Source organism: Paenibacillus sp. OAE614, assembly GCF_040546645.1.
Classification (GTDB): Bacteria; Bacillota; Bacilli; order Paenibacillales; family Paenibacillaceae; genus Paenibacillus_AQ; species Paenibacillus_AQ favisporus.
Genome location: NZ_JBEPOD010000001.1, coordinates 2,572,132 through 2,591,887, shown reverse-complemented (window position 1 = coordinate 2,591,887; position 19,756 = coordinate 2,572,132). Strand labels below are relative to the sequence as shown.

Below are 19,756 nucleotides of genomic sequence, written 5' to 3'. Positions count from 1 at the left end.
GTATCCATTAGGAAGAAAACTCCGCTGGCTCTCCCAATATTCCCTCTCTTAGCCCTTTGAGGTCCAGCCCATCGACGACGAACGCGCGGCGAACCAGATCCGGAGCGACAAATTCATCGTACTTGCCGAGGTACGGGGCTTCTTCCGGAGCGAGGAGCTGTTCTTCGCCGCACCGGGAACATTCGGCCGCGATCTCCTGGATCAGCGTCCCGGCATCGCTGTTACCGGCGACGACCATATAGTAAGGCTCCATCGGCACGATAGATCTCAGGGAGAGGCGATCCGCCAAGTGGTGCTTCAGCATCCGTTCCAGCGTGCGGAACTGCTTGCTGCCGACCCACGGCAGCACAAAGAGCGAATCGCCGCCGGCCGGAATGACGATATCGCGGAGCAGTCCGCTTTCTCTAGCCAGGCGCCGGGCTCGTTCCAAGCGATTCACCGCCTGTGGCGACAAGTACGGATAAATCGCGGAATCGGCAAGCACTTCTCTCATTTTCCGCATCACTTTCGTGTGAATGTCGCCGCCCGACCCTAGCCACAGTGTGTCCACCTTGCCTTTGGCCGCCTTGACATACACGGCTTTGTGCTTGGTGTCCACCTCCACCACTTTCCACAGCTTCCCGGCCAAGGAGAAGCAATAACCGGGCGGCGGTACCGTCGTGATGGAGCCGATTTCCTCGGAGCCGTTATACACGACGTGGTCCTCGTCATCCTTAAACACCGCATAAAAACGGTAGTTATTCACGATCTTCTCCCCCGTCAGCCCGATGATGAGGGTCTGTTCTTCGGTCCATTGAATGTGGTCGGTCTGGATCAGGTAGCTGAGAAACACTTTGAACTCATCAGGTGTCATATGTTTAAACGAAGGAAGCGTAAGGACCGCACGCGCCAACTCGGCGGGTTCGGATTCCCCTATGCTCTTCAGCATGCTCATTGTCTGGTGGTACAGCGTCCCGACAGGCATCCGGCGGATATCATGAGGCTCCACCCATTTATAGCGCACATAGAGTTCAATGACCGCGATGGCCCGAAGCAGGGTCCAGGGCACTCTGGCCGGAAGCGGTGCTTCTTCGTCCTCTTCCTCCTGTACGACAAACAGCATTTCCGAGGCGGAATCGCCCCTGCGTCCGGAACGGCCAAGCCGCTGGACGAAACTGGATGCGCTGTACGGCGCGCCGAGCTGTACCACCCGCTCCAGCTCTCCCAGATCGATGCCCAGCTCCAGCGTCAGCGTTGCCGCCGCCACGGCCGGACCCGGCCCGATCTTCAGCGCGCTTTCGGCTTCCTCCCGCAGCATGGCTGAAATGCTGCCGTGATGCACATAAAAGACGTCCGGCTGGCTGCGTCTGGCCGCGACCCTGCGCATTTCCAGCGTCGTCAGCTCGGCATCGGACCGGCTGTTCGTAAAAATCAGCGCTTTCTTCAGGTGCGTCGTCTCGTAAATATACTCGTAGTACGCTTTGCGTGCGTTTTGCAGCTGCTCCGCCTGCTCCTCGTCCCTCGCATCGGGAAACGAAAAATGGTCGACCCGAAGCCGCAGCTTGCGGCCGCCCGGCGATGTGACCACGGATACTTGCTCGAGACTGCCCGCACCGAGCCAGGCGGTTGCCGAATCGTAGTCGCTTAAAGTGGCGGACAAGCCCACTCGTCTAGGACGGCAGCCCGCCATCCGCTCTAACCTGGTGATCTGGCTCAGCACTTGAATCCCCCGGTCTGCCCCCATAAACGCATGGACCTCATCAATAATAATGTATCTGAGGTCCTGAAATAGCGCAGGGATCGCATTCGGCCGGTTCATCAGCAGCCCTTCCAGCGACTCGGGAGTTATTTGCAGAATGCCCGAAGGATTTCGCATCAGCTTTGTTTTCTCCGCCTGAGATACGTCGCCGTGCCAGTGCCATACCGGAATCCGCGATTCGATCAGCAGGTCCTTCATCCGTTCAAACTGGTCGTTAATGAGCGCCTTGAGCGGTCCAATGTACAAAATCCCCACAGATTTCGCCGGCCGCTCGTGCAGTTCGGACATGGCCGGAAAGAAGGCGGCCTCCGTCTTGCCGGAAGCCGTACCCGCCGCGATCAGCAGATGATTGCGCGTATCGAAGCAGATGTTGAGCGCTTCGACCTGTGCCGGACGAAGCGTCTCCCACCTTTTTTTGTAAATATACTCCTGAATGAAAGGGGCCAGCTTGTAAAACGGGTTACCGCTCATAGCTCGAACTCCGCCAAAAAGTCGCTGACTTCGTCCGGATCGGCATCCGCCGGCTTCACGCTGCGCTCCCCGACCAGCTGCTCAAAGGTAATTCCCGGATTCTGATGCAGGGTATGAAGCAGATCCATATAATCGCGGATCACTTCGCGCGGGGTCAGCAGCTGATCCGCTCCGAGCCGGCCGGCCGCATTTTCCATAAACGCAATAATTTCGCCGCTGCCTACACCAGGCTCATATCCATAATGCATGGCATGAATCCGCGTCAGCTTTTCCAGCAGGATGAAAATTTCTTCACTCGACAGCATCTCCAGCTTAATGATCGGTCCGGAGTAATTGGCGAAGCCGCTTCCCGCATACCGGCCTTCGATCAGGCGGGAGCGCAGCGCTTCGTAGCTGAAGAGTCCCCTGCGCTCATCTTCCACAAACTGGGGCGTTCCCCCGATAAAGATGCCGAGATGCTCGGCTTTCCCCTGCATTGTATCATTGAACATCGTCAGCAGCTTCTCATAGTTGCTCTGCCGGGAAACGCTGTTCGTAATTTTGTACAAATTGACCGCTTCGTCGATGAAGAGCAGCAGTCCTTTATATCCGATTTTTGCCGTAAACTCCGCCCACAGCTTCATGTAATCGTACCAGTTGTCGTCATCGATGATCACGCCCACCTCCAGCTCGCGCCGCGCTTCCGTCTTCGTCGGGATTTCACCGCGAAGCCAGCGCAGTGCCGCCTGCTTACGGTCGTCGTCCCCCAGCTTATAACCGTTCCAGTAGACGGACAGTACCTTGGCGAAATCAAACCCGTGCACCAGGCTCTGCATCTGCGAAGTCACCGTGAAAATCCGCTGCTCCACCTCTTCATGGAGTCCAGCGTCATTCGGACGGAGTCCCTTCTCCTGCATCGCGGACTGCTGCAGGCCGGCAATCCACTTCTGGAGGATCGCTTCCAAAGCTCCCCCGTCCGGCCGCGTGCGGGTAGATAAATGGGTCAACAGCTCGCGGTACGTGGCCAATCCCTGGCCTTTCGTTCCAACCAGCCGCCGTTCCGGAGACAAATCAGCATCCGCCACGACAAAGTCGCGGTCCATGGCATAATTGCGGAAGGTCTGGAGCAGAAAGCTTTTTCCGCTGCCGTAACGGCCGGTAATAAATTTGAAGCCCGCTCCTCCTTCGGCGATGTTGTCCATATCCCTTAAAATGGCATCCACTTCGGCCCGGCGTCCCACGGCGACATGCTCCAACCCTACGCGGGGCACGACGCCTGCCGTCAATGAATTCACGAGCGCAGTGGTCAGCCTTTTGGGTATCTTCACTTCATTCATTCGTTTCATCCTTTCAAGTTCTCAAAGCAATCCATATATTCCTGGGCGATTCGGTCCCCGTCAATGACCAGGTCGCCGATCGTCTCCATGGCCAAGTCATTAATCTCATCGATGATCAAACCGGGCATCGTCCCGTGACGGTCAGCCACTTGGTTTAAGTCTGCATTCGGAGTTGATCCTGTCAAAACACGCAGCGCCTCCAGCTGGTATGGTGCCAGCATTTCCGCAAAGCGGGCCCATTCCTCATCCAGCCCGGAGGTGTCCCAAACTCCCGGGTCGGCATTCGTCGCTTCGACGGATTCTGAGGGCCTCGAATCTGTATTTGCTGCATGATGATCGTCTGCCAGGAGTTCCGGAATGTGATCCGTTTCCGTTACGGGGGCAGGTTCCTGATCGGAGCTTACATCTGTATCCAATACTTGGCCAGATCCCAACTCCAACCGGGGATCCGTCGCCGGAACGCTTGCAGGTTCCCTAGACTCTTCAGAATGAAGAGCAGCGACCGGATCGCTGGTCGAACCTTCACCAGACGCATCCGAATGGACGGCGCTCGACTTATTTGCAGGGGCAACCGTTTCCTCGTCTTTCTCCTCTGTAATGCCCGGTTCTTCAACGGTGAGCATGCTCCGGACATATTCGGTGTCCTTTTGCAGTGAAGCGAGCTTGTCCGAATCGATCACAATGGCCGGTCTGTCCCCCTGCCGAGCGGTCAGCTCCCGCTTCAGATAAAGCTCCACAAGACGCTCGATCGAGGGGGCGATATCTACACCTCTTAAACGCCCCTTAAATCCGCGGTGTTCCCGCAGCTTGTTTTCCGTGTACCGGATAATTTGCGTCACCCAGCTCCGCAGCGGAGCATGGTTGCGGATCGGAATGGTGGTCACCGGAAGTAAACGCCCATACAAACGGGCATCGTACACCGCTCTGTGGAACAAATACCTATCAGTCGTTTTTGGCGGAATATCCGGTGCAAACAGTTCCTTCCATTGATCGTTTTCCTTTTCGCGCAAATAACCGGCAGCCAGCGATATGATCCGCGGAATATGATAATCTAAATCCTCTTGTCCCGCTTCCACATAAAACCTGCTGTCCTGAACATCATAATCGCTTAAAATAAGCAGCAATCCCATCGGAATCTGCAGCGGTTTGTCTTGGAACAAACGAACGAGCTCCAAATCCATCAGCTCATGGGACAGCAAACTTCCCGCCTTTTGCGTAATGTGAATTAACGGAATATCAAGCTCGTGAATAAGCACGAAATCAGCGGTCCATTCCTTTAAATAATGATCCAGCCTAGGGAACTTGTCCCGGTAAGCCGTCCAAATCTCATCCAGCAGCCTGTATCCTTCCCCGGGATCGGTCCAGCCGACTTGATGAATCAGCTCATAAACGTATATGAAGACATAGGACAGATCCGTATGATGATAACGACCCTGCCGCACTTCGCTCCTCCAGTAAAAATACCATTTCCGCTGAGCCTCGGTCATCTGCTGATAAGTCGCCCAATAGCTCATAAAAGGAACAAATGGGGCCGGCTCGCCAGCTTCATCCGCTCTTCCAAGCGCTTCCTCAGCAAAGGCCTGCTCCCGGCTCTCCATACTAAACGTTATGGATTTCGACGGAGTGACAGCCGCGGGGTTCCGGGCGGGAATGCGCATGCCTTCACTGGCATCTCCGCCCAGGTCGATTTCCGTAAATTCAATGGGTCCTCTTTCGTTATTGTTCACGTATATCCATCCCTAACCGGTGATTTCCAAACTAAATCCGAACCAGTCTATCTAGATTAGCAAGACTAACATCATGAATTAAAAATATTATATCATGGCAGCCCCGAAACTTTATGGAATTTCAATTTCATTGTATGTGTTGATTATAGAACGCACGTTCGCCGGTTTCAAGGCCGGAATCGAAACGCACACAAGCCGGCGCCAAAATTTCTGGCGCCGGCTTGTGGCAGGCAGGAAGGCTTAACCGCCGCTTTCCCCCTCTTTTTAGACAGGCTATTTTTGAGCGATGAGCGTGTACATCATTTTCGCTGTTTCTGCGCGGGTGACTTGACCCTGCGGATCGAACTTGCCGCCGCCTTTGCCGTTCATCAGACCGATTTGACCGGCTTCCGTAACTGCCTGCTTCGCCCATCCGGATACGTTTTGCATGTCGGCAAAGCTGCTGGATGCAGCCGATTCGCCGCTCCAGTTCACCGCTTTGGCCAGCTTCACCACAATGGACGCAGCTTCCTCGCGGCTGATTGGATCCTGAGGTCTGAATTTGCCGCCGTTTCCTTGGATGAGTCCGAGTTTTGCAGCCTCAGTCACCGCGCCGGCGTAATAGCTGTCCGCCGGGACATCCGCAAAGGCCGAACTTCCCGAAGCTTGCGAAGTGGTGCCCATCATTCGCATCGCCAGTGTGAGGAAATCCGCACGGCTGACGTTCAGCTTAGGCCCGAATCGGTTCTCGTCGATTCCGTTGACCAGATGTTTGGCCGCAAGCTTGCCGATGTATTCGTCCGCCCAGGAGCCGTTCACATCCGCAAATTGTTTATGATACTCAAGCACAGCGAACGGAGCAAGGTGATCTGCCATAAAGCTGACCGTTCCACCGCTGAAATGCCCGCCAAGATATTTAGGCTGGCCGCTGCCCAGCTCATAAACCCCAGCGTAATCGGTATCCAGGTTTTGCAGCTGCTCAGGGGTGAGCTTACCCTCAACCGTAACGGGGCCGCTCAGATTCTGGATCTCGGATTCCGCCTGACCATTGACCTTGACCAGCTTAAGTGTGTACACCGGTCCGGCAAGACTATAGTCGGATCGGGATCCAATGGCATCTCGTACAGCCTGGCTGGCTGTACTGTTCATCGTCGCATCCATACGCAGTACCAGCTGCTGTGCATCGGTCAGCGAGCCCGGCCACGATGCCGCAGGCACCGTAACCGTCATGTCAGGTCCGGCAACGATCAGCGACAGACCGTTTTGTTTGGCTTTGGCCACGCTGGCTGCAGGCAGCGACAAGGAAGCTGCCTGTTGTCCTTGTCCGTTTGCTCCGTCAAGCGTGATGACGATTTTGCCATTCGTACTTTCGGTCATTGCTTGGTCCAATGCCTTCCCATCGGCTTGATAGCTTCCGTTCGTGCCCGGCTTTAGCACCACGGTTCCCTTATTCCCGCCCGTTCCCGGATTAGAAGGTGTTTCAGGGGAAGTGGCGTTTCCGTTACCCGGTTGTGACGGCGTTATTCCGCCGCCATTTCCGCCTCCGTTGCTTCCACTGCCGCCTCCGTTGTTTCCTCCGTTACCGCCGCCAGGGTTGCCGGAATTGTTCTTCCCGGTATAGAAGCCCCAAATATCGGAGAGTGTGCTGCCGCTGTGCGCGTCTTCCGCTTTTACGTACCACTGCTGGTAGCTGTCCGCAGGCAGCCCGTTCCATGAGACAGATGCCTGGGACCCGCTGGCCACATCGCGGCTGCTTCCGATTTCGCTATCGGTGTACACTTTTACGCTGATGTAATCCGTCGCAACCTGCTTGGTTTTCGGCTGGAGATCCAGGTCCAGGTCAAACTCGTCCTTGCCCGGATTTTCCTGCGGATCATAGTAGTTATAATCGTTCAAATATGGCGAATACGTTTTGATGTGAAGCTTGTTGTTCTTCATATCGAACTGCATAAGACGGATGTAACCCAGCCCGCCCTCAGGCGCTCCCTGGTAATCCGCGAGCATCTGATAGACGTTACGGTCTGGCACGCCGTCGCCGTTGTCATCAAGCTCATCCACCTTCAGCTCCGCGTCGTGATAATGGCCGGACAGCGCAGCGATGACGTTCTTGTTCGGCTTCACGACTTTTTCGAAAATTTGGTCCGCAATCGGTGCGCGGTTATTCGATACGAGCATGTACTCATGCAGGCACAGGATCGCTTTGCGTTCCGGATACTTGGACACCACTTCGTTCATCCATTCGATTTCGTCGTCCCCGAGACCCCAACCCATGTAGACGATGATAAAGTCGTTTCCGTTCGAAGAAACCAGGTCGTAATGACCGCGGTTGTTATCATAGGAGCCGGCAAACGTCGAGTTGTTCTTGAACCGGTCTTCCCCAAAATACTCTTTGAATTTCGTATAATCGTTGTCCTGATGGCCCACGTCGTGGTTACCGGCCAGTACGCCGTAGGGAATGCCGGCATTCTCCAGCACCTTCATGTCCTTGTCGGCTTCGACCCACTGATACTCCTCATAGGACTTGTCGACGACGTCGCCCGTGTGAATGACGTATTGAATATTCATTTTTTCCTTCTGGGCAGCGATCCAGTTGACGATATCCTGATAAATTTTTGGATAGCTCTGCGAATAGTACTGAGTGTCGGACATCCAGACGAACGAGAAGTCGTAAGGATCTTCCTGCTCCGGCGAAGGCTTGGTGCCTGCGGCCGCTTCCGCCGCCGCGGCGATTTCGTCCTGCACCATGACGTCGATCGCTCGGCCGGAAGCATAATCTCCCGCCTTCACGGTTGCGTTCAGCTCAAAGTCTTCGGTTCCGGCGATCACATGATCAAGCTGGATCCATTTGCTTTGCGCTGGGCTCCAGGCATACAAGCTGACCTTGCGGCCTTCGAGCGACTTCCCTTTCCAGTGAATATCCACACGGTCCGTCGCTTTCACGGATGGGTCAAGCTTCACTTCGAATCTCTGGTAAGGGAACTTGTCTACCGACTCGTTCACCAAATATTTGCCGTCTTCCGCACTGATTTTGGCGTAATCTCCCTGATTCATTTGCGTTTCGCCTGTAGGAGCCATTTCCTTCGGAGGCTCGGTCACCGAAGCGTTCAAGTACCCTGTAAAGTCCTCAGTCCGGCTGCCGTCGTATTTATACCCCTTGTAAAAGAGCACATTCATCGGGTCCTGGCTCGGGTCCTGCACCTTGACGGTCAGATTGGTGCTGCTTCCCACGTTCGTCTGCCCTTGCTGCGGGCTGATCAGCTCCGGAGCCAGCGGGTTCTCGTTAGGAACCGTGAATTTCACGGTCTTCGTGCTTTCATTGCCCGCCTTATCCACGGCATGTATGGTCAGCGAATGTTCTCCGCCTTTCAGCGATCCGGACGAAGTTTGATACGGAAGCTTGATGCTCTGATCGTCCAGCTTCACATCAACCTTGTCCACACCCGCATAAGCGTCCTCGATTTCGGCATCCAGCGTAAACGCACCGCGGTATTCTTTGCCGTTTTCGATCGATGGTTTGATCTCCGGAGGTGTATTATCCACGATAACGGTAGACTTATATTCATCCGTTCCGTCCGTCACTTTGATTTCGTGCGGGCCGTCTGTTGCTTCGAGCGTGTTCCAAGCGTAAGCCTTGGACTTCAGCTGGTCGGCAGTCAGGTTAAACTTGAACCCAACGGACTCGTTTTTTCCGGCGGAATCCCCCATTTTGATCACTTGATCCTTAACGCCATAGGCCGGATCCCAGATTTCGGTTCCGTCCGCCAGCACGAGCCTTACGTTCTTGATCTCAAAATCGTCCTTGTTCTCTTCCGGACGGTCGTCAAACGGGCCCGTTTTGGAACCGGCGCGAACATAAATGATATTGTCCTCGTCTGCCTTGAGACGATCTGCGCTGATCGGAAAAGAAAGCGTCGTATACGTAGTGATCGGGTCCAGGAACGTATACAGGATCGATTTGTCTCCGAGCTCTGCCGGTCCCATCGTCACTGCATTTTTGAAGTAGTAGTCGACATTGACCGCATCGAAAACAAAGTAAGCGTCATGCTCAAGCTGGGTGAACGTGTTTCCATCCGCAACCGGTTTGCCGTCAATGCTCAACTGCAGTTTGTCCGATCCTAGGGATTCGGCCGTGCCTTTAATGGTGCTTGTCCCCTTAATGATCTGTTGGTCCTTCACGTTCAGCCGCAGCGGAGAAGAATCCGGTCCACCCGTAACGTCTACTTTGACCGGATCGGTTTTCGTTTCGTTTACGCCGTCCGACGCAGCAAAATAATATTCGATGTATTTTCGGCCGATCAATTCGGCAGAGGACAGCTTGTAGTGGTACATCGTATCGTTGAAGTCCTCGGACAGATTATGCAATGTATAACCGCTCTGCTTGTCGGAGCGCACGTATACCTGAACGGACCGGACTTCCTTGTCGTCCTGCGCATCGGCGATCAGCTCGAGGCTCTTCGACTGTTCGATTTCCTTAACCTTCGTTACATCCTCGATCGTCGGAGGATTGCTGTCCTCTTCCTGATGAACCGGCTCGCTTGGAACTTGAGAAACTGCAATTGTCCCCGGGGATGCCGCTTGTGTCCCGGTGCTTGCCTTGATCATCGTCGTGCTGCCGTTCTGAGGGTAAGCATAATGCAGCCCCATATTTTCCTTGGTTTCGTCGCCTTTGGTGCCGTTCTCGTACAAGGTATCCGCGTCATAATAAGCCGCCGAAATTTCCTTGCCTGTATTCGTTTTAATGACAATCGCGCGGCGCCCGGAATTGGACATCCCGTCGCTCTGAATCATAAACAGGTTTTGGTTTTCTACCAGATTCGTTTTGTAGAAATCGTTGAATTGTTCCGCCGTGTTTGACTGGTTGGCGCTGTTTTTGATCCAGAAAACGACCGTTCCCTTAGATGGGATGACAAAGTCCTCCTTCGTCGACGGCCATACGACATCACCGGCCGCCCCTTTATCCGGGTAGTGGTAATACAGCTTATAGTTTTTAAAAGATACCGGCTGGTCCGTATTGTTGTACACTTCAATCGCTTCATATGCGTCTGTCGACGTACCGGACACGTTCGTAGTATTCGGGACAAGCTCCGTGACCAGCAGCGGAGGTGTCTTAGCCGGATCAAACTCGGGCAGGTTCACCTTGACGGAGTATGCTTTCTCCGTTTGGCTGGCTGCGATGCGGTAATCGATTTGGGGCTCAACCAGCGCCGAGGCCGGAATGGTCGCCTTATAGTCGCCCGTGCCTTGAGCGTCTGCCATCGGGATTACCGTATATCTCGTTTGGCCAGGCGTTTTGTAGAGCAGCTGCACAGGAGCCGGAGTGCCGTCGCTGTTCTTGCCCGGATTCTCGACATGCGCCTGAATCTCGAGGTCCTGTACTTCAACGGTAGTTGGCGGGGTATGGGTAATAACCGTCTCGCTTCCTTCCGGCACTTCAATGGGAACAAGCTGCGTGGAGTCAACCGTTCCCGGTGTCGCCGGAGTTTGTCCGGAAGCCGGCATCACCGCCATCTGTACGCTGCCTGCCGCCGGATGCTGAAACAGAATGCCCTGATTTACCTTGACATGCTCGGGTTCATAAGCAGCCGACACGATGATGCTGCCAGTGCTGTCCTTAATGGACAGCGTTCTTGCGCTGCCATTAGCCATGCCACCGCCGCCGTTGATCCGGAACAGGTTCTGACCCTCCACCAGGCTCGTCCCGTAATTTTTGTTAAACGCTTCCTGCGTCTCGGCTTTGTTGCTGTCGTTCATAATCCAGAAAACTGCCGGACTGTGCGCGGGAATGATCATATCCCCGCCATTGACCGGCGACCAGTTGTCCTTATTATTGTAAAAGAAAGAATAGTCCTTGAAATTGATGTCCTGATCCGTATTGTTATAGACTTCGACATATTCGTAGGCGTCTGTTGAACTTCCCGGCAGGTCCGTAGTATTCGGAACCATTTCGGTAATCAGCAGCGGGAACCCGGCTGCGGAATTGTTCGCCACCGTATCCTGCCCGGTGCCGGGTTCTGTTTCGCTGCCCTTAATAGGCGCGCTATAAGCGATTGTCTGCAGCACCTTGGACTGCTCGTCCAGCAGCGTTATCGAATAATTCAGAATCGTGCCCTTTAGCGCCTCTGCTGGAATGATTGCATTGTATGTATCCTGCTTGCCTTCGACCTGTACCAACGGTACAGATGCTTCGGTGTTCCCGTCCACCGCATACTTCACGACACCTGACCAACCAGTCGCGGCTGTTCCTGTGATGGCTGCGCTCACCGTGAAATCCTGATCGGCCGAAACTCCAGCAGGTGCCTGATGATCGATCTTCAGCGTATTTTGCGTCTGCTGACCCTCCTGCGGGGTCTTCGTGTTCGTGCTGTTGTCTGCTGCGGGGGCGGTGGGATCGTTCACCGGCTCCGCCGTAACGACAGACGCCGTTTGATCGTTCAGGCCGTCTGCGTAGCTGACGGGTGCCGCTGCGCTGATCAGCATACTGCCAAGCATCACGGCGGACACGCTGCGCTGCAGCTTACTAGTCCTCTTCAATGGGTAAGTCTCTCCTTCACTCATGAAATGTTGTCTGCATCCTGATGTATCCATACTTCAGTGTAGTGAGTTTTTATTTACGCCATGTCATTGGAATGTAAAGGGATCGTTAACCTCATTAAATTTTCAGTCCGGTAAAGCGATGAAGGCGTATTTCTTACGCTTGACGCAGCAAAAAAGGACTGCAGCAAAAGCCTGCAGTCCTTGTCATGTCATGCACCAGCAAACGAAATGGATGAGAAACATTCATCCGCCTTGATAAGTTGGATTCAACGGGTTATGCCTGCACCGCAGGGCCCGCCTCCATCACTTCCCGGATCAGCACTTTGCTGCCCGTCTTGGCGCTTTCCAGCGCAGCCAGCACCATGGCCATACTGTATATGTTGTCGCTGCAGTCCGTTTCCGGCTTGCGCCCCGCTTCAAGCGCCGCGAACATTTCGTCCAGGCAGCCGTGATGAAAGGTGTTGCGCATGGAATCAGGCACGCCTGACACGCGCGTATATTCGCGGATAAACTTGCCGTCCTGATCCCCTTCGGCTACGACTTCGGCATAAGGTTCGCCGTGCCCGTCCCAAACGGCCGTCCCCTTTTCTCCGGTGACGCGCCAGGATGCTTCCCAGGATGTCGGCATCCCCTCGGCGCACCAGGAGCCGCGGTAGTTGAACACCGTGCCGTCGGACATCTCAAAGATACAGATGGCCATGGCATTCCCCTCATACCAGGATCCCTGAGGATTAAACTCGTGACAGTATACCGAGACCGGATTGGCTCCCGTAATGAGGCGGGCCTGATCAAATGTATGGATTGCCATATCCAGAAGCAGCGGGCTGGCCATCGCTTCGCGGAAGCCGCCGAAATGGGCGCCGATAAAGAAGTCTGCCCCGATAAATCCCGTCCGTCCGATCGTTCCCTCGGCAATCAGCTTGCGGAAGGCCCGGATGCGCGGGTCGTAACGACGATTCTGCATCACGGCATGCGTGCGCCCGGTCCGCGCCGATCTCCGGACAATGTCCAGACAGTCCTCCATCGTTTCAGCCAGCGGCTTCTCTGCAAATACGTCGCAGCCCAGTTCTAGAGCCGTCGCGCTCACACCATGATGGCTTGAAGGAATGGTCACGTCAAAAACGAGATTGGCTCCCGAGGCCTGAATCGCTTCCTTGACATCTGTAAATACCGGGCAGTTCAGCGACTTGCGCTCAGCCATCGCCAGCGCCGCTTCCTTTTTAATATCCACCAATCCGACGATCTCGGTGTCTTCCCGCCCGGCTGCGTAATCGACCCAGGTATTCGCCATGCCGCCGCAGCCTGCGACGACGACTTTGTACTTCGCAGTCATCCGCTTGTCCTCCTACACCGGATTCGGGATGAAATCCCCGCCCCGGCACCGTTTTAAATAATTCAATGCGTGAACCTGGCCTGTCATCTCCAGTTCGCCCCTGTAAACCGGGTCATGCCAGCCCTCGATGTCGATCGTTCCCCGATATCCGTTCTGCCGCAAAATGGTGATGATGTCCGCCCAGTTGCTGTCGCCGAATCCCGGCGTCCGGTGCCAGACGAACGGCTGATTGCCGTGAACGCCGTGCTCTCTGACGACATCCCATGCGATCGTGGCGTCTTTTCCATGCACATGGAACACTTTCGGGGCCCATTTGCGAAGCTGCGGGATCGGATCGATCAGGCTGACCATTTGATGGCACGGCTCCCATTCCAGTCCGAGATTGTCCGCCGGCACGGCATTGAACATCATTTCCCACGCAGCCGGACCATGGGCGATATTCCAGTCCCCGGTTTTCCAGGTGCCGTCCATGTCGCAGTTTTCAAACGCCAGTTTGACGCCTTGACCTGCCGCCCGCCGCGCCAACTCTCCAAATACCTCAGCAAATTTCGGGATGGATTCGTCAATGGGACGTCCTGTCAAACGGCCTGTGAAACCGGATACAATTTCAGTGCCGAACAAATGGGCATGATCGATCAGCCGCTCCCACGTCGTCCGCGTATCCTCATTGTTGCCTTCTCCTGTTAAAGGATTGCCGAACACACTGATGGCCGAAATAACAAAATTATGCTCATCCGCCAGCTCTCTCACTCGCGCAGCAAGCTCCTTCAGATCGGTGCCCCCCGAGGTTTGCCAAAAGGTCAGATTAAACGATTCAAAGCCGTGCTTGACGATCTGCGGGATCACCCGAACCGCGTCAGAGCCGCCGACCAGCGTTCCGATACGCATGATGTTGGTATCCAATATTGTGATCACTCCTATATTGACATATAGTATTCGTAACATCACCATTATAGCGGGGAGAACCGCCGTTTTCTCTAACCGATCTTGTGGAATACTAGTCTGATTTTGAGGGGGTGTGGAAATGACCTATCCCAGGGACCTATGGGAAGATACCGCGCTGGAGAATACCGCTTATCCGTTTCAGCTTTTTCAAAACCGCTGCCTTGCCGCCCGCGCCGGCCACTGTATTCTGTACCTGCACTGGCATGAGCATTTTGAGCTGCTTGTCATGAAGCGCGGCAGCGCCGTGTTCCATATCGACAGCCGCCCGTATGCTGCAGCTGAAGGGGATGTCCTCATCATTCCCGGCGGGAGCCTCTCACGTAGGCTACTCCCTCGCCGAAGGCGACGTCCATTATGACTGCATTGTCGTCAATGCTTCCCTGTTTAATGACTGGCTGCATGATCCTATACATATTCAATACGTCGCCCCCTATCTGGAAGGCAGGCTTCGGTTCCCTGTAAAAATTAGCTGTATTGAAGAAGGGCATCCCGGTTATTTGGCCCACTTGGAGGAGATCATCCGGGAACTCAGCTCCAAGCCTCCGGCTTACCAGCTGACCGTGAAATCCAGACTGCATCTCTTCTTGACGCTGTTGGCCAGGGAGAATAATCCGAGCATGCTCGAAGCAGAGGCACATAACGCTTATTTTCCCAATCGGGAGAGGTTTAAACAGCTGATCCGGCATATCGAATCGAACTTTTCGGATAAAATGACCGTTGAGCAGGCGGCCAGGCAGGTCAGCCTGAATCCGTACTATTTCTGCAAGCTGTTCAAGCGGCTGACGGGCCGCACTTTTGTTGAATACGTTAACATCTGCCGAGTAAAGGAAGCCCGGCGGCTCCTGACCGAAACCAACGAGTCCGTGACGGAAATCGCTTCGCGTGTAGGGCTTGATAATCCGAATTATTTTACTAAGCTCTATAAAAAGTACATGGGGACGACACCAACCAGGGAAAGAAAAAGCTGAATAGGATTGGCCCCGGTGCCAAAACTCCATTTGGTCCAAAGAAAGCAGGTGCGATCCGTTTGCAGATTTACGTAATGAAGATTATGTAAACATCGGGCTTCCATTTTCAGCTGCCGTACAAATGCAAAGGGCCTAGCTGATAGCTAAGCCCTTTGAGAGATTAATAGATAAATGCCTTGGTGATAATGACCAGGAGAATAAACAGAACGAGAATGGCAGCTACGCTGTTCCCCCACATTCCGCCGCCGTATCCAGCACCAGCTACTTCACTCATGTGCGAGTCCCTCCTTCGTATCGGAATACATCACATTCTATGATTCGATCCTGGGAGAGGAGAGGGCTAAGAGGAAGGTTCCCGCCAATATGTGCTGTTGTAATGCAGGGCACTTTATCCCTTAACCTGGATAGGCTCCAGCGGCGCCCGGTTGCCGTAGACCGGGGCCGCCGCCCCGCTGGGGACAGCCCACTGCACGGCGTTTGTGATGACCCGCTGAATTTCCTCGTTATGATAAGTTGGATAGGTTTCATGACCCGGACGGAAGTAGAAAATTTTGCCCCGTCCCCGGTAGAACACGGCTCCGCTGCGGAATACCTCACCGCCCTCAAACCAGGACACGAACACCAGCTCATCGGGCGCCGGGATGTTAAAATGCTCCCCGTACATCTCCTCTTTCGGCAGCTCGATGTACTCGCCGAGCCCGGCGGCAATGGGATGAGCCGGGTTAATGACCCAGATCCGTTCCTTGTCGTCCGCCTCGCGCCATTTCAGCTGCCCGGTCGGCGTTCCGAGCAGCCGGCCGAATATTTTGGAGGCATGGCCGGAGTGAAGCACGATGAGTCCCATCCCGTCCATGACCCGGCGGTACACTTTGTCCACGACCGAATCCTCGACTTCATGATGGGCAAGATGGCCCCACCAGACAAGCGCATCCGTCTGGGCAAGCACCTCATCGGTCAATCCGTGCTCCGGTTCATCCAGCGTCGCCGTTGCAACCGTCAATCCGGCCTTCTCTAGAAATCCGGCGATCGTGCCATGGATGCCATCCGGATAAATCTCGCGGACGGCGGCATGCCGCTGCTCATGACGAAACTCATTCCAGACCGTAACTTTCATAATGTTCAGCACTCCTTTGAAAAGCCGATGCCGAAGGTCTGGATTCGTCCGGCGCGCTATTTTACGCTGTTGTAACGCTCATAGGCATCCGTCCGGATCGTCACCAGCCGTTCCAGACCCATCTCATTCAGCTTTTTAATGTAAGCGTCCCACTGCTCGTCGATACCGCCTTTTGTAATCCACTGTGCGCGGGTCGTCCGCACATACGTATCGATATCGGTCGTGAGCGTTGGCAGCTCCTGAAATTCCTCAGCGGTGTACATGACATTCGGGAACGGGGTCGTAACGTAATCCTTGCCCAGCTTGTCGATGGTCAGCTTGAGGCCGTCCCCGTTGCTCGGGTCAAGGATAATATTTTTCTCAAAGCTCGGGCTCACGTATTTCGGGCCAAAATCACGGACGGAGGACTCCCAATACCACGCATCCGCACTGGTCCCTGCCGGCGGATTCATCAGGGCATAGGTGCCGTCGTCGTTCTTCTTAATGACGGTGTCGATGGCGCCCCAAAAGTTTTGGATGCTGGCTTCGTTCGTATAGAACTGGTCTGCCCAGCGCGCTGCCGCTTCCGGATATTTGCATGTCGTGGTGATCAGCAGCTCGTTACGCCGGTAGCTGAGCCCGTTCGGATCGCCGACTTGATAACGCTTACCGTCCGGTCCGGATATCGTCGGAATGGTGACATATTCGTCCTTCCATTTGCCGAACACCGCATCCGGCGTCCACTGATGGGTGAAAGCCGACCAGCGAAACGTCCGGATTTTGCTGCTTGGCTGTCAGCATTGTGTTGTCCTGGGTAAACAGCTCCTGGTCGATCAGTCCTTCCGAGAACAGCTGATGCGCCCACTTGATCGCTTCCTTGTATTCTTCGGACGTCGGATAATACACCGGTTTGCCGTCTTTGATCATCATGCCGGTACCATTCAGGTCCGTAATGCCGAATGGATTGAGCAGGTCCATGCTGATGTCGCCGGATCCGCTGTACGGAATTTCGTCCTTTTTACCGTTTCCGTTCGGATCGTTTTCTTTAAAAGCCTTCAGCACTTGATGCAGCTCATCAATCGTCTCGGGAACCTGAAGCCCAAGGCGGTCCAGCCAGGCTTTGTTGATGACCGGCTGATTCTGCGTCACCGGACGGGACGGCAGCCTTGCGGGCAGGGAGTATATTTTTCCGTCCGGGAAAGTGCTGAGCTTCTTCAGCTCCGGCGATTCCTCCATGGCCGCTTTTAAATTCGGCATGTACTTGTCAATATAATCGTCCAGCGGCTGGAAGAGGCTGAGATTATTCACGATATCCGAGTCGGAGAAAGCGATGTCCCCAAAGACAATATCAGGCAGTGTGCCGCTGGCCAGCATGATCGATTTCTGCTCGCCCCAATCGTTGGAAGACATGACCTGCCAGTTGATCTTGATATTCGTTTCTTTTTCCAAATTTTGCAGCCAGGTGTTCTTCGTGAATGTGTCGCCCATATTTCCCCACCGGACGGTCAGCACGTTCAGCGTAATCGGCTCCTTCACGATGGGAAGGCCTGTTTGATTGAAGCTGTCGCTGCTTTCGGCCGTTTTGCCGCCGGAGTCGCCGCCGCTGCACGCCGTCATACCGACCAGCAGCGTGGACACCAGCCCCAATGTAACCAACAGTTTACCGGCTCTTTTTTTGCCCATTCCAGAAATCCCCCTAATATTTATTAAATGGCCTTGCCGTTTATTCCTTGACCGCTCCGATCATCACCCCTTGGTTGAAGTACTTTTGCACGAACGGGTACAGGCACATAATCGGGAGGGTCGATACGATAATGACCGAATACCGCATCATGTTCGCCAGCCGCAGCGCGATATTGGCCGCTTCCCCGCTGCCGAGGCTCGACTGCATTTGATTCGTGATCAGGATGTTCCTCAGAATTAACTGCAGCGGATACAAATTGGGATTTTTCAAATAAATCAAAGCATTAAAATAGGAGTTCCAGTAGCCGACGGCGATCCACAAAGCGAGCACGGAGATGACCGCCTTAGACAGCGGCAGCACGACCAGGACATAATAGCGCAAGTTGCCGCACCCGTCGATCTGGGCCGCCTCCCACAGGTCCCCCGGAATGCTGGTCTGGAAAAAGGTCCGCGCTACGATGATGTCGTAAACGACTACCGAAAATGGCAGCACCATTACCAGGAATGTATTGTACATGTGAAAATCCCGGATGGTCAGGAAGGTCGGAATCAAGCCGCCGCTAAAAAACATCGTGAAAATAAAAAACAGGGAAATCGCCTTACGGCCGACCAGGTCTTTACGGGACAATGCGTAAGCGGCCGATACGTTCACGATCAGACCGACCGCTGTGCCGACGACCGTGTAGAGAATGGTATTGCGGTATCCGATCCAAATGTTCTCATGCTTCAGCAGCTCTTTGTAGCCGTCGAGCGTAAAGCCTCGCGGAAACAGCCATACCTGGCCGTTGCCCACGGCCGATGGATCGCTGAAGGAGGCGATGACGATAAAATACAGCGGATAGATGAGGACGATCAGCAGCAGCACCGCGACGATGTAGAGCAAAACTTCCAGAACGCGGTCGGATGACCGGCCGCCGGCCCTTCCGGTGGCGGTGCTTGCCGCCTGCATGGCTTCCACGGTGTTATTCCCTCCCTTACCACAGACTGTTGCTGCTGAGCTTTTTGGAAATCTGGTTTACCAGGATCAGCAGCACAAAGTTGATCAGCGTATTAAACAGGTTGATGGCCGATGAGAAGCTGTACTGGCTGCTGAGCAGACCGATTTTGTACACGTACGTGGAAATGACTTCGCTGGATGAAATGTTCAAGTTGTTCTGCATCAGATACACCTTCTCAAAGCCGACGCCCAGCAGCCCGCCCATCCGCAAAATAAACAGGGTGACGGCCGTCGGGATCAGCATCGGAATATCGATGTATCGGATTTTCTGCCAGCGGCTGGCCCCGTCTACGGTTGCCGCTTCATAGAGGCTCGGATCTACGGCTGACAGCGCCGCAATGTAGATAATGCTGTCCCAACCTGCGTGCTGCCACACATCTGACCAGACATACACGCTGCTGAACATCCCGGCCGCTCCCATGATATTGGGTGCCTCCGCACCGAACATCCGGTAGATGCTGCCGATCAGGCCGCTCCCCGGAGACAGCAGGATCAGCATCAGGCCGACCATGACGACGGTAGAGATAAAATGAGGCATGTACGTCACGGTTTGAAAAAAACGTTTAAACCGGTTCGCCCGCATCTGATTGACCATCAAGGCCAATACGATCGGGATCGGGAAGGTCACGATGCTGTACAGGCTGATGATCAGCGTATTTTTGATCGTGACGTTAAACTGGTAGGAATGAATAAATTTCTCGAAATACTTCATTCCTGCCCAGGGACTTCCCATAATGCCCAGCGCCGGACTGTAATCCTTGAACGCAATGAGGACGCCGTACATCGGCTTGTAGGAGAACAGCAGCAGCAGGATCGCCGCCGGCAGCAGCAGCACGTACAGCCCCCAATTCCTTTCGATTCTTCCCCAGGTTCGCCGGAAGCCGGATGACTCTGATTTCAACGCAGGTCCCCCCTCTCCTTTCTTTCGGAACAAGACTCATTATAAATGGACTTGAGGAGCTTAATCGGACC

The 19,756-nt window shown here is 54.4% G+C and carries 13 protein-coding genes and 1 pseudogene; 2 read left to right on the top strand and 12 right to left on the bottom strand.

What is annotated here, in order from left to right; all coding sequences use genetic code 11:
* Positions 1 to 7: 7 nt before the first annotated feature.
* From ABIE48_RS12115 to ABIE48_RS12085, 7 genes are all read right to left on the bottom strand, one after another.
* Positions 8 to 2,209 carry a DEAD/DEAH box helicase gene (locus tag ABIE48_RS12115; protein WP_192714441.1) on the bottom strand — a complete coding sequence of 734 codons (2,202 nt, stop codon included), beginning with the start codon at positions 2,207 to 2,209 and terminating at the stop codon, positions 8 to 10.
* Positions 2,206 to 3,525, bottom strand: coding sequence for an ATP-binding protein (locus tag ABIE48_RS12110; RefSeq protein WP_192714442.1), 1,320 nt, complete (start codon positions 3,523 to 3,525; stop codon positions 2,206 to 2,208). The genes ABIE48_RS12115 and ABIE48_RS12110 overlap by 4 nt, the downstream gene beginning before the upstream one ends.
* Before the next feature lie 5 nt (positions 3,526 to 3,530).
* Positions 3,531 to 5,252: a TerB N-terminal domain-containing protein gene (locus ABIE48_RS12105; protein WP_192714443.1), complete on the bottom strand. Its 1,722-nt coding sequence runs from the start codon at positions 5,250 to 5,252 to the stop codon at positions 3,531 to 3,533.
* Positions 5,253 to 5,525: 273 nt separating this feature from the next.
* On the bottom strand, positions 5,526 to 11,762 hold the full coding sequence (locus ABIE48_RS12100) for an S-layer homology domain-containing protein (protein WP_192714444.1): 6,237 nt from the start codon (positions 11,760 to 11,762) through the stop codon (positions 5,526 to 5,528).
* A gap of 277 nt (positions 11,763 to 12,039) precedes the next feature.
* Positions 12,040 to 13,098, bottom strand: a complete 1,059-nt coding sequence (locus tag ABIE48_RS12095) for a Gfo/Idh/MocA family protein (RefSeq protein WP_145020621.1) — start codon at positions 13,096 to 13,098, stop codon at positions 12,040 to 12,042.
* 12 nt (positions 13,099 to 13,110) lie between these two features.
* Entirely contained in the window at positions 13,111 to 13,986 is an 876-nt protein-coding gene (locus tag ABIE48_RS12090) for a sugar phosphate isomerase/epimerase family protein (RefSeq protein WP_192715302.1), read from the bottom strand.
* 154 nt (positions 13,987 to 14,140) lie between these two features.
* The gene (locus ABIE48_RS12085) at positions 14,141 to 14,296 is read right to left on the bottom strand and encodes a hypothetical protein (protein ID WP_354520781.1); all 156 of its coding nucleotides are present in this window, start codon (positions 14,294 to 14,296) and stop codon (positions 14,141 to 14,143) included.
* Here ABIE48_RS12085 and ABIE48_RS12080 point away from each other — a divergent pair.
* Positions 14,228 to 14,401 (top strand): AraC family ligand binding domain-containing protein, encoded by a 174-nt coding sequence (locus ABIE48_RS12080; protein ID WP_354520620.1) that lies wholly within the window; start codon positions 14,228 to 14,230, stop codon positions 14,399 to 14,401. The two genes, ABIE48_RS12085 and ABIE48_RS12080, sit on opposite strands and share 69 nt — an antisense overlap.
* Complete coding sequence (locus tag ABIE48_RS12075; protein WP_354518942.1) at positions 14,331 to 15,011, top strand: helix-turn-helix domain-containing protein; 681 nt, start codon at positions 14,331 to 14,333, stop codon at positions 15,009 to 15,011. Before ABIE48_RS12080 ends, ABIE48_RS12075 begins: the two co-directional genes overlap by 71 nt.
* 160 nt (positions 15,012 to 15,171) lie before the next feature.
* Here the strand turns inward: ABIE48_RS12075 and ABIE48_RS12070 are convergent, their stop codons facing one another.
* The 5 genes and pseudogenes from ABIE48_RS12070 to ABIE48_RS12050 form a co-directional block, all read right to left on the bottom strand.
* The gene (locus ABIE48_RS12070; protein WP_084203718.1) at positions 15,172 to 15,285 is read right to left on the bottom strand and encodes a sporulation protein YjcZ; all 114 of its coding nucleotides are present in this window, start codon (positions 15,283 to 15,285) and stop codon (positions 15,172 to 15,174) included.
* A gap of 114 nt (positions 15,286 to 15,399) precedes the next feature.
* Positions 15,400 to 16,128, bottom strand: a complete 729-nt coding sequence (locus ABIE48_RS12065; RefSeq protein ID WP_145023024.1) for a ThuA domain-containing protein — start codon at positions 16,126 to 16,128, stop codon at positions 15,400 to 15,402.
* Positions 16,129 to 16,181: 53 nt separating this feature from the next.
* Positions 16,182 to 17,787, bottom strand: a pseudogene (locus ABIE48_RS12060) (extracellular solute-binding protein).
* A 40-nt stretch (positions 17,788 to 17,827) separates the two neighbouring features.
* The gene (locus ABIE48_RS12055) at positions 17,828 to 18,736 is read right to left on the bottom strand and encodes a carbohydrate ABC transporter permease (RefSeq protein WP_076169386.1); all 909 of its coding nucleotides are present in this window, start codon (positions 18,734 to 18,736) and stop codon (positions 17,828 to 17,830) included.
* Positions 18,737 to 18,761: 25 nt separating this feature from the next.
* Complete coding sequence (locus tag ABIE48_RS12050) at positions 18,762 to 19,685, bottom strand: ABC transporter permease (protein ID WP_192714446.1); 924 nt, start codon at positions 19,683 to 19,685, stop codon at positions 18,762 to 18,764.
* Between the last annotated feature and the right edge of the window lie 71 nt (positions 19,686 to 19,756).

Bases quoted from the DNA above. Each gene is read 5' to 3' on its own strand.
- ABIE48_RS12115 (WP_192714441.1), bottom strand. From the start codon at position 2,209: ATGAGCGGTAACCCGTTTTACAAGCTGGCCCCTTTCATTCAGGAGTAT.
- ABIE48_RS12110 (WP_192714442.1), bottom strand. From the start codon at position 3,525: ATGAATGAAGTGAAGATACCCAAAAGGCTGACCACTGCGCTCGTGAAT.
- ABIE48_RS12095 (WP_145020621.1), bottom strand. From the start codon at position 13,098: ATGACTGCGAAGTACAAAGTCGTCGTCGCAGGCTGCGGCGGCATGGCG.
- ABIE48_RS12090 (WP_192715302.1), bottom strand. From the start codon at position 13,986: ATGCGTATCGGAACGCTGGTCGGCGGCTCTGACGCGGTTCGGGTGATC.
- ABIE48_RS12085 (WP_354520781.1), bottom strand. From the start codon at position 14,296: ATGGAACACGGCGCTGCCGCGCTTCATGACAAGCAGCTCAAAATGCTC.
- ABIE48_RS12075 (WP_354518942.1), top strand. From the start codon at position 14,331: ATGTCCTCATCATTCCCGGCGGGAGCCTCTCACGTAGGCTACTCCCTC.
- ABIE48_RS12070 (WP_084203718.1), bottom strand. From the start codon at position 15,285: ATGAGTGAAGTAGCTGGTGCTGGATACGGCGGCGGAATGTGGGGGAAC.
- ABIE48_RS12055 (WP_076169386.1), bottom strand. From the start codon at position 18,736: ATGCAGGCGGCAAGCACCGCCACCGGAAGGGCCGGCGGCCGGTCATCC.